This window comes from Gluconobacter sp. (genome assembly GCF_047723935.1).
Lineage (GTDB): Bacteria > Pseudomonadota > Alphaproteobacteria > Acetobacterales > Acetobacteraceae > Gluconobacter.
The window spans coordinates 1-9897 of record NZ_JBDOBO010000079.1; the positions used below are offsets into that span (position 1 = coordinate 1).

The following is a 9897-nucleotide window of genomic DNA, read 5'->3' on the forward strand; positions in this document are numbered from 1 at the left end:
GTTATATTGTATATTATTTACAACGATCAATACTTAAAATACCCAATGGGCCACGAAACTAGGAAACTCGCAGGGCAGCAGAGCGCTATTCCTTATTCCAATCTTACCGAAGGTCCAGATGGTAGAAACCGCATCACCGTCCCCAGATACCAGCCAGATTATTGCGCAGGGTCATCCCACAGATAATGAGCTGCTTGCGTTTTACCGCTCAGAAATTCGGTTTGAGACTGAAGTGGTGAATGGCCGCCTTCAGGCCCTTTTAGGATCACAGGCTTTTCTGGTGATCGCCTATGCGACAGCCATGACCGGATCTACGAAAAGATGGGGAGATAGTATGGTTCTTCTGCTGCCCCCCTTGTTTTCACTATTGGGATTTGTCCTCGCGGTCATGGCGCTTCCTGGGATCAGAGCAGCTTATGCCGCAATTGGTAAATGGGAGGGAAAGCAAAGAATGTTGCATCACCGTAGCCCCGCCTTGACTGACTTCACACTAGCTCCAAACGAGGACGAGACCCGCGATATGATGCGACGGGCGCAGCGAGGAGCTCTCTTTGCTCATCAGGCGCCTTTCATATTTATCATAGCCTGGACCCTCTTTGGCTTTATTCCATTTTATCTATACCTAAAATGACATCTCAATAATTTTGTTTTTTTGTAAATAATTTTAAACTACATTCAAATTTTTATGAGATCATATTAGGGAAACACTTTCCAGTTCCAGGTGTTGATTATGTCAGGAGCGCCCTTTCTGTAAGGGTATCGACCTTATCTTGGAGCGATATTTTTCATGCCTGACCATATACTTCCCCAATCCCAGGACCATCAGCCCGGCCTTGAAGGTCTCATGCAACCTAAGGCCGAACATATTCGTGCCAGCTACAAAGGAAGCGGAAAGCTGACAGGCAAAAAAGCTTTGATCAGCGGAGGAGACAGTGGAATTGGCCGCGCTGCCGCGTTGCACTTTGCCCGGGAAGGGGCAGATGTCGCGATCCTCTACCTTGAAGAACATGAAGATGCGAAAGAGACCGTCCGACTGATCGAAAAGGAAGGTCGCAAAGGTCTTGCTATTGCTGGGGATGTCTCTTCAAGTCAGGTTTGTAATGATGCTGTTGCCCAGACGGTCAAGGAACTGGGCGGGCTGGACATCCTGGTCAATAATGCCGGCATCCAGATCGTGCAGGAAGATATCAGCGCCATCTCTGACGAAGAATGGCAAAGACACATGGACACCAACATTAACGGTTACTTTTTTCTGGTCCGCGCCGCTCTCTCACATCTGAAAGAGGGAAGTGCCATTATCAATACGTCCTCCATCAACGCCTTTGCAGGCAATAAAGCCCTTCTGGCTTACTCGACTACCAAAGCCGCAGAAATGGGCTTTACCCGTGCGCTAGCGTTGCAACTGGTCTCCAAGGGCATTCGCGTGAATGCAGTCGCTCCCGGCCCAGTCTGGACACCACTTCAGCCAGCAAGCTGGGGGCCGGTTGATCCCCAGTCTGTCGCAGATCTGGGGAAGGATACTCCTATGGGACGGTGCGGGGATCCTTCCGAGCTCGGGCCGGCCTATGTTTACCTTGCAAGCCACGACGCATCCTTCGTGACGGGCCAAACACTCCATGTGAATGGCGGCATGATCATTAACGGATAATTTCCCGATCATGCCTTCCTGAAATCGTAGTAATCTCACTCCTCCCAGATCAAAATCCATCTGGGAGGAGAAAAAATTTAGTTCACCGCCATATCTGACAGGTTATGGACCCGAAATTCGGGGAGTTTATGCCGCCACCATGTGGCAACAGCTCTTTTCTTCACTGGGAATTTTTTCAACAGCCGCAAAAATCTGTCATTCAAAGCGCGAAACACACCTTATTTAATTACCGTGACGATACGTTCCATCGAAACGGGATTGGAGCCAGCCACCACTCGCACTATACTAAAAATCATGCAGGATTTGGATACACCTTGAGAATGGGCGCTGCCGATAGATTGGATAGGGTAAATCCCTATGGGGATCTGGCGGCTTTTTCCGACCCCGACCTGAACGACATTGCGGTCGCTGCAGCAGCTTTGTGTCAAACGCCCATCGCCCTGATCAGCATACTGGATCAGGAAAGGCTATGGTTTTCAGCACGCGTCGGTACGGACCAGCCTTTTGGGCCACTGGCAAATTCCGGGTGCGGGCAGGTTATTGCCCTCAAGGTGCCCGTTGTCATTCCAGACATGCTGGCCGATCCACACACCCAGAAGAATACTCTCGTCTGTGGAACGCCAGGGCTGCGGTTTTATGCGGGCTACCCGCTGTTCGATACTCAGGGAAAAGTGGTTGGGACACTCTGCGTTGTCGATCTTGCGACACGGCCGAATGGGTTGTCTTCCCCCCAGAAAGACGGCCTCGCAGCGCTTGCCCGACAATCCATGCGCCTGATGGATCTGAGGCAGGCCGCAGTTACGCAGGAACGTCGCCTTACAGCCCAGCAGCTTCGTAGTCAGCGCGCCGCAAAACGGGCACGTGAAGCCGAAGCAGAACGCCGTCATGCATTGGAAAAATATGCGCTTCAGCAGGCTGCAGGAGCTGCCGGTGGCATTGGGATCTACGAATATGATCTTGTGTCGGGAGACATTACGGTATCTCCAGAAGTCTGCCGTATTGCAGGCCTTACTCAGACACCAACGTTGTCGGCGGAGCAATGGGTCGCCTTAATCCATCCTGACGACAAGGCTACAGTCCCTACGCTTAACCGGATCCTTGAAGGGACTGCTCCATTACGACTGCAATATCGCATCCTGCGTTCTGACGACGGGAAAGAACGGTGGGTTCTGCGTCAGGGAATTCTGGATCATGACGAGACAGGTCGACCAATCCGTTTGATCGGTACCTTGCAGGATGTGACGCCCGAAAGAAATGCCACCGCCCGGCTGACAACACTCCTCGCGATTGGTGACGCACTCCGGACCGCCGAAACGCGCCAGCAGGTCCTGGAAGAAATCTGCCAGTTGATGGGAAATCGCCTTAACGTTCAGCGGGTAGGTTTCGCGCGCATCTCAATGCGCGACGAACGCTTTACGGTGGAGCAGAGTTGGTGCGCGGCCGACATCCCTCCCATCAGTGGAGAGTTTTCGTTTGAGGCCTTCCGGCACACGTCAGATTTCCTCCGCGGAGGGTCTGTCTTCATCCTGGACGATATTACCCATACATCGTGGATGAATGTCGAACAGGAAGCCTATCAGGCCGTACAGGTTGTTGCGCAGGTTCTCGTTCCAAAAATTAAAGGAGGCGAACTGACAGGGTGCCTTTTCGTGCATTGCTCTCAAGCGCGCGAATGGACAGTGGACGAAACGTCTTTCATTCGCACGGCCGCCGACAGAATTTTTGCGGGTGTGGACGAGTGGGACACGATTGCTCGACAGGACCTCATCAACCATGAAATCCTGCATCGACTGAAAAACACACTCAGCATTGTCCAAAGCCTTGCCCATCAAGGTTTTCGTGGCGTTGATGACCAAAGCGCGCTCGCGACATTTACAGCCCGCCTGATCGCACTGGGCTCTGCGCATGATCTGCTGATGAAAAGAAACTGGCGATCTACTGATCTTGCCAGCCTCGCAGCAGGCGTTCTGGCTCCGCTAGGGGTGAAAGAAAGGGTTAAAGTCAACGGGCCCTTCCTGTGTCTCGGTCCGGACACTGCAACGTCCTGCTCAATGGTCTTCCATGAACTGGCGACGAACGCCTTGAAACATGGTGCACTCAATGCTCCTGAGGGGCTGGTAGATTTAAGCTGGACCACTGAAGGATACGGCCCTGAAACGACCATGATATTGGTATGGCGCGAAATTGGTGGCCCGTTGGTAACAAGACCTACCCGAACAGGATTTGGAATTCGACTGCTAAAAGCTGGTCTTGGACATCAGGGGACAACAGAAATTCACTATGACGCCGAAGGTTTGCGCGTGGAGATGACGGCATCTACTGTCTCCATGGCTCGGCAGTAAACAACTACGCACTTTTTCCTTGATCAAGCCCCGTATCAGGAAGCAGGATTAACGGAAATTCCATATATTGATCACAAATCCTGTGTCTCGATAACCTAGCTTAAAATCATTGATAAACGATTCAGTAGAGAGCCGCCATTCAGGTTGATCACGCCAACCAATCTGGCAAATTCTCTACTGAAATCTTAGAAGTTCGCTGTCAGCTGCCCCCCGATAACGGCGGCGTCCTTGAAGGTGGTCGTAGCCCCTGGGCGTTGGAGATACTGGAAATCCGCCTGCAACGTTGTGCCTCGCATAATGTGGGTGCTGTAAAACGCTTCGTACACGTTCTCCCAGTGCTGCACCCCGTAAACAGGGCCCCACTGATTATCCAGATACGGCAGACCAAGCGCCAGCGATGATTCCTGCTGAAGCGTCACGGTATGGCTCATGTCCATATGCTGGAACATGATACCGGCCTGATCACCACTCCGATGCCACGGCGTCCCGCTATCGACTATGCCGATCCATTCATGATCCCGCATGGCAACAAGATTGCCCTGCGCATATCCAACACCGCCGATAAGAATAAGCCCATCGGTAACGCCCTGCCCATTACGGACCAGCATCTGGTCAAACATGAACCAGGCGGACGTCATCCCGGCTTCATAGCGCCGCCCAAGGCCCGTAGCCTGGAAGGAGTTACCATGGACGTCTTCGTACAGGTTCGGGTAGCGCGAGTTATCGTACCAGGCGCCAAGCTTGTAATTGCCTCGCAGCTTATTCTTGCCAAAAGACGGCATCCACCCGATTTCAATCTGCGACGAGACCTTACCCAATCCACTCTGAGCCAGAGCCCAGCCTGAGATGCCGCCGTTGTAACTATGGGGCGAAACCGCGAAGACGCCTCCCATGATGTAGGTCTGCTCCGTTGGCCGAAGACGCAACACACCACCAAGATTTCCAGACGGCCAATCGCGGCCGCCTGGGACGTACTTCCCAGGAGCGAAATTACTGCAAACAGAGACATTCATGAAGGAACAAGCGACGTAATCAAAAGCGAAAAAGCTGCCCGTGGGAATATCGCCAAGAGACAGGATAATACGGTCATTCAGAAAGGATTTGTCCGCATACATTGAGACAAGATGCGCGACAACGTTACCGCGGGCACCGTAGATCTGTTCAGGATTGGTCACTGAATCGCCGAGTGTGTGGCTGAAGCTGCGCCCATGACCGTTAATGACGAGAAGATGCGTCCAGAGACCCTTCACACCGGCAAGCTGCTGCCAATCCACATCCAGCTCGGCAGCCACCTGACCGGCCAGCACATTATCACGCGTGCGGCCACCTGTGATATTGGCCATATATTCTTCATTGAGCGCGACATTCAGGTACATGCCGTGCTTTGTAAGCCATGTCTGCGCACCACCCCAGTCTCCGAATAAATGAGGATTTCCATACAGAGACGGGACGAGGGGACCGACCGCGAACGTGCCCATGCCTTCCATCGCAAAGGCACGGGACTTGTAGGATTCAGGTGTCGCAAGGTTCTGGGAAGTTTCGCTCTGCGCGAGCGCCTGACGGCCGGGACCAATGATACCCAAAGCCGCGCACAGGAAAAATCCAGCGAGTTTTTTCCTGTGCATTGGACGTCGGGTTTTCATTCAGTGCTCGTTGTCTTTGAAGTCTTCAGGAAGGTGGTGACTGTGGACTGCGCGAGATGGGCATCAGTTTCACCTTCGCCACCACTCAGGCCAAGCGCTCCCACGAGTTCGTTGTTCACCATGATCGGGTATCCACCGCCGGCGGGAAGGGCATTCGGTAGCGTGCTGATCATGTAATTCCCGCTGTTGAGGGCATGTTCCATGTCAGCAGTCGGGCGCGCGAAAGACAGCGCCGTCTTGGCCTTACGGATGGCCAGTTCAATACTCCCGAGTTGTGTCCCGTCCATCTTCTGGAAAGACACCAGATTTCCTCCTGCATCGACAATAGCGATAGCGACACGGGCATGACTGGCCGCAGCCAGCTTCTTGGCCTGGTCAATGAGGGTATTTGAGGTCACCAAATTCACTGTCAGATCCTTCGCTGATGCAAACCCTGTAAGACTTGATGCTGCGACGAAAATACTTAGGACGGCGCCAGCGGTCCGGCGCTGAAATAGTTTGTACAAAACACTTACCCCTGTTTCAGGTCATTGAGAATGGCATCGGCAGCGCGGAGTGAGAGCGCAGCCATCGTCAAAGTGGAATTCACCGTTCCAGACGCCGCCATTGTTGCGCCCGTTGCGAGAAACAAATTGGCGTGATCATGGGTTCTGAGCCATTCATCCACGACAGAATCACGCGGATCATGGCCCATGATCGTGCCCCCGGTGATGTGATTGTTCGGCGTAAAGAACGGACTCATCTCGATTTCCGTTCCTCCAAGGGCCTTGGCAATGTCCATCAGACGCTGCCGGGAAATGACCGCCGACTTACGCACATATTCTCCCACGTCATAAGTGACTTCCGGGTGTGGAATACCGAGAGCGTCTTTGTGATCTTTAGAGAGCACAAGACGGTTATTTGGGTCAGGGAGGACCTCATGGTTGGCATAGATGTCCACGCCATGAGCGGTACGACGACGGATCTCCTGATCCAGTTTCTTACCAACCAACCCCATAGACAGCGCTTTCATACCCGCACGGGAGTTCTGAGCCGTATTGTTGTAGCCGATCTGTGTCGCGGCATATTCGGAACGGAAATCACCGTCACGGAAGTTCGTGATGGAGCTCATCTGAACCGAACCGCCGCCAGCCCAGATAGGCTCAGCAGACTGGAAGCTCATACCGATGCCGGGATGGTCCATCATGTTCCGGCCAACAAGGTCCGATGAGTTTGCAATACCGTTGGGGTTGCGATCATTGGCTGCGAGCAAAAGCAGTTTGGGTGTTTCAATGCCGTTGGCAGCCACGACGAACGTTTTGGCAACGACACGATGAGACTGTTTTTCAGGATCATAGAAGCGGATTGCCGTAATCCGGTTCTTGGCATCCGTTTCCATCGCGTAAACGACAGCGTTCGGGATGATTTTGGCCCCCAGCTTTTCTGCCTTCAGTGCGGCATAGACCCCGTTGTACATGGCGCCAATCGGACAGATCGGCATGCAGTTGTTGTTTCCACAGCACTGAGGGCGACCATCATACGGACGGCTGTTGCGAGCCTGTGGCACGGGCGTGTTTGAAAAGCCGAGCTTGCTAACCACGTCAGTGAAAGTGCGGTCTCCATACCCATAGGGCATGGACGTCATGGGCCAAGGGTTCTTGCGGGGCGCAGACGGCGTGATGTCTTCTCCGTTAGGACCCATCACACCCATTTCGCACTCTGCCTCGTAGTAATAAGGCTCGAGTTCGTCGTAGCTCATGGCATAATCACGTCCCACGCCATACGTGGAATGCAGCTTGAAATCGTTCGGCAGATACCGCCAGCTCGATGCTGCCCAATGCCAGGTTGTGCCACCAACGCCTTTGATGATGCCCTGCTTGTAGGCCGTACGGTCCGGGCCTTTGACGATCAGGTAATTGTTGTCCGGAAAATAGTTGGTATGCGGAGCCCAGGGAACACTGGGATAAGGCGTTGCGTAGTCATATTGGGACTTATTGTCAGGCGGCATATTCCGCCAGTTCTCCACAATCTGCGAGCGATCACGACGGGGACCGGCATCCAGCAGCAACACAGAAAGACCGTTGCGGACGAGTTTATGGGCGAGCAAGGACCCACAGATTCCTGCTCCGATAATGACGACATCAGCCGAAAGCGTTTCACCAGACATGATTTTACCTTTGAATTCTATTAAGCGACACGCTGTTTGCGACGGCTGATCAGCCACCAAACGCCACCCGCTACGACGATGGCCCCAAAGACGCCGCCCGCACCGAGAAGGAGCATCACGCCCGGACTTGCGAGTTTGGCGAGAGGGACCTGCTTGCCGCCAATACGAACCTGCTTGACCGCATCGGCGGAGACCGTGGCCTGCGCGTTGCCAAAGTGGCTCAGAACATAATCGGCGATCGCGGCGATCTGGCCGTCCGTCAATGGCTGCACCAGCGAACCAGGGCCGAACGCAGGCATCAGAATTTCGTGGTCATCCGTTGTGCGATCGACGCCATAAAGAATACTGGCGATCAGATCGTTCGGATTGCGCTGACCAGTCGTCGTATTCCCCACAAGAGACGGATAATACCCGTCAGGAGATCCTTTGCCGTTCGACTGATGGCAGCTCGCGCAGACAGCTTCATAGAGCGCTGCACCGTCCGTTGTCCCGGAGAGGGTGCTGTTGTTACGGCGCGCATTCGCGTCGGCCACGCTATAACTTGATGGACGACCGAGGTGAGCGAAATTGGCTACGGTCTGCCCAGCTTCTGCTTTAGGCGGGACCGAACGGAGATAGGTCACGATAGCCGAAATGTCCGCGTCAGGCAGGTACTGAAGACTATGTTCGACGGCTTCAGCCATTGGTCCAGCCGCCCGCGCATGAGCGGTTTGGCCGGTTTTCAGGTATTGGTAGAGATCATGATCCGACCAGTCACCAATGCCGCTCTCGGGATCATTTGTGATATTCGGCGCACGCCATGACCCTATATCTGCGCCAGCCAGATAGGCGGATTGATTGGGTGCAAGCAGGAAATTGCGAGGCGTGTGGCATTCCCCACAATGCGCAAGTTCATCGACCAGATAACGACCGCGGTTCCAGTCATCGTTGTGGGTATGGTCGAAGACATAGGGCTTACCTTCAATCCGCGCCGCAATTTTCCAGATACCCAGAGACGCACGGATGGAAAACGGGAAGGGAAGCTGCGTTTTGGGTGATGGCGCGTCTACGGGTTTTACTTCGTTCATGATGTAGGCGTAGAGCGATTTGACGTCTTCATCCGTCAGACGGTTATAGGCGTCATACGGCATGGCCGGATAAAGCTGTGCCCCGTCTGCACGGATGCCGTGCCTCAGAGCTTTGGAAAACTGCTCTAGTGTGTAGTTTCCAATGCCATATGTTTTCGAAGGTGTAATATTTGTGGAGTAAATATTCCCCATTGGAGATGCTATGGCATATCCACCAGCCAGAAACTGGCCACCCCGTCCATTGGTATGACAAGCGGCACAATCAGCTGCAATCGCAAGATAATGACCGCGACTGATCGATGGATGATGGGCTGAAGCTGGGGTCGGCTCTGTCGGCTGCGCGAACGCAGACGGTCCTGCGAAAAGCAGAGCGGTCGTCAGGGCAGTGCCGGACAGAGGACGAAAATATCGCATGTTCACTGAGATAATTTCCTTAGAATTCCGGCATGGCATCGACGGAACCGGGCTCTGCAACCCAGTAATTCGGCCCGTTATGGGCATATGTCGGGATGACGACGACATCGCGAGATGACTGGTACATCAACGCCTTCTCGAAGGCATAAACCTTGGCGTTTGTTCCACTTTCAATGACGCCCGCATACCAGGCACGGATAATCTGAAGGAGCGTCGGGTGCAGGGGGTCTCCCTGAAGCGCAGCGTCCAGCGCTTCAACATCCTGATAGCCGTTTTTGGCAATACGGTCGCGAAGCGATGCTACCTGACCGGAAAAGCCATGGTTCTGCGCTTCAAGAGCAAGGAGCAATGCAGATCCTATACTGAGATCCAGATTTTTATGACCTGTGGCGAAGGTTGAAAGTTGCATGAAATCCGAAACGCCATCTCGATTTGACGCGACTATTTCTTGAGCAGAACCTTTCGTCACTGTGCCTATAGCAGCGGCCGTAATGCAGGCGCCGGAAAAAGCTAGGAGCCGCCTGCGGGAGAGGAAAACCGGGGCAGGGTGGGGTTCAGGAATTCTTTCCAACGGCGCTCTCCAGAGACATAGTTTGATACGTTATGCCTCTTCATCCGTTTTTCTCCCCAATAATAG

Annotated in this window: 8 protein-coding genes; 3 read left to right on the forward strand and 5 right to left on the reverse strand. The window is 53.6% G+C overall.

Annotated features, from left to right (window positions below; genetic code table 11):
- The first annotated feature begins 118 nt into the window (after positions 1-118).
- The 3 genes from ABF979_RS14605 (at position 119) to ABF979_RS14615 (ending at position 3990) form a co-directional block, all read left to right on the forward strand.
- Positions 119-631 carry a hypothetical protein gene (locus tag ABF979_RS14605; protein ID WP_215768928.1) on the forward strand — a complete coding sequence of 171 codons (513 nt, stop codon included), beginning with the start codon at positions 119-121 and terminating at the stop codon, positions 629-631.
- A 156-nt stretch (positions 632-787) separates the two neighbouring features.
- Positions 788-1648 carry a glucose 1-dehydrogenase gene (locus ABF979_RS14610; protein WP_415560530.1) on the forward strand — a complete coding sequence of 287 codons (861 nt, stop codon included), beginning with the start codon at positions 788-790 and terminating at the stop codon, positions 1646-1648.
- A gap of 320 nt (positions 1649-1968) precedes the next feature.
- Positions 1969-3990: a GAF domain-containing protein gene (locus ABF979_RS14615; RefSeq protein WP_415560531.1), complete on the forward strand. Its 2022-nt coding sequence runs from the start codon at positions 1969-1971 to the stop codon at positions 3988-3990.
- A gap of 185 nt (positions 3991-4175) precedes the next feature.
- Here ABF979_RS14615 and ABF979_RS14620 read toward each other — a convergent pair whose 3' ends face one another.
- The 5 genes from ABF979_RS14620 to ABF979_RS14640 form a co-directional block, all read right to left on the reverse strand.
- Positions 4176-5633, reverse strand: coding sequence for a carbohydrate porin (locus ABF979_RS14620; protein WP_415560532.1), 1458 nt, complete (start codon positions 5631-5633; stop codon positions 4176-4178).
- Positions 5630-6031, reverse strand: coding sequence for a GlcG/HbpS family heme-binding protein (locus tag ABF979_RS14625; RefSeq protein WP_371822736.1), 402 nt, complete (start codon positions 6029-6031; stop codon positions 5630-5632). The genes ABF979_RS14620 and ABF979_RS14625 overlap by 4 nt, the downstream gene beginning before the upstream one ends.
- A 113-nt stretch (positions 6032-6144) precedes the next feature.
- A complete protein-coding gene (locus tag ABF979_RS14630; RefSeq protein ID WP_415560533.1) occupies positions 6145-7779 on the reverse strand; it encodes a GMC family oxidoreductase in 1635 nt (544 codons plus the stop codon).
- Between the two features lie 20 nt (positions 7780-7799).
- Entirely contained in the window at positions 7800-9260 is a 1461-nt protein-coding gene (locus ABF979_RS14635) for a cytochrome c (RefSeq protein ID WP_415560534.1), read from the reverse strand.
- 19 nt (positions 9261-9279) lie between these two features.
- Positions 9280-9831, reverse strand: a complete 552-nt coding sequence (locus ABF979_RS14640; protein ID WP_415560535.1) for a sorbitol dehydrogenase family protein — start codon at positions 9829-9831, stop codon at positions 9280-9282.
- Between the last annotated feature and the right edge of the window lie 66 nt (positions 9832-9897).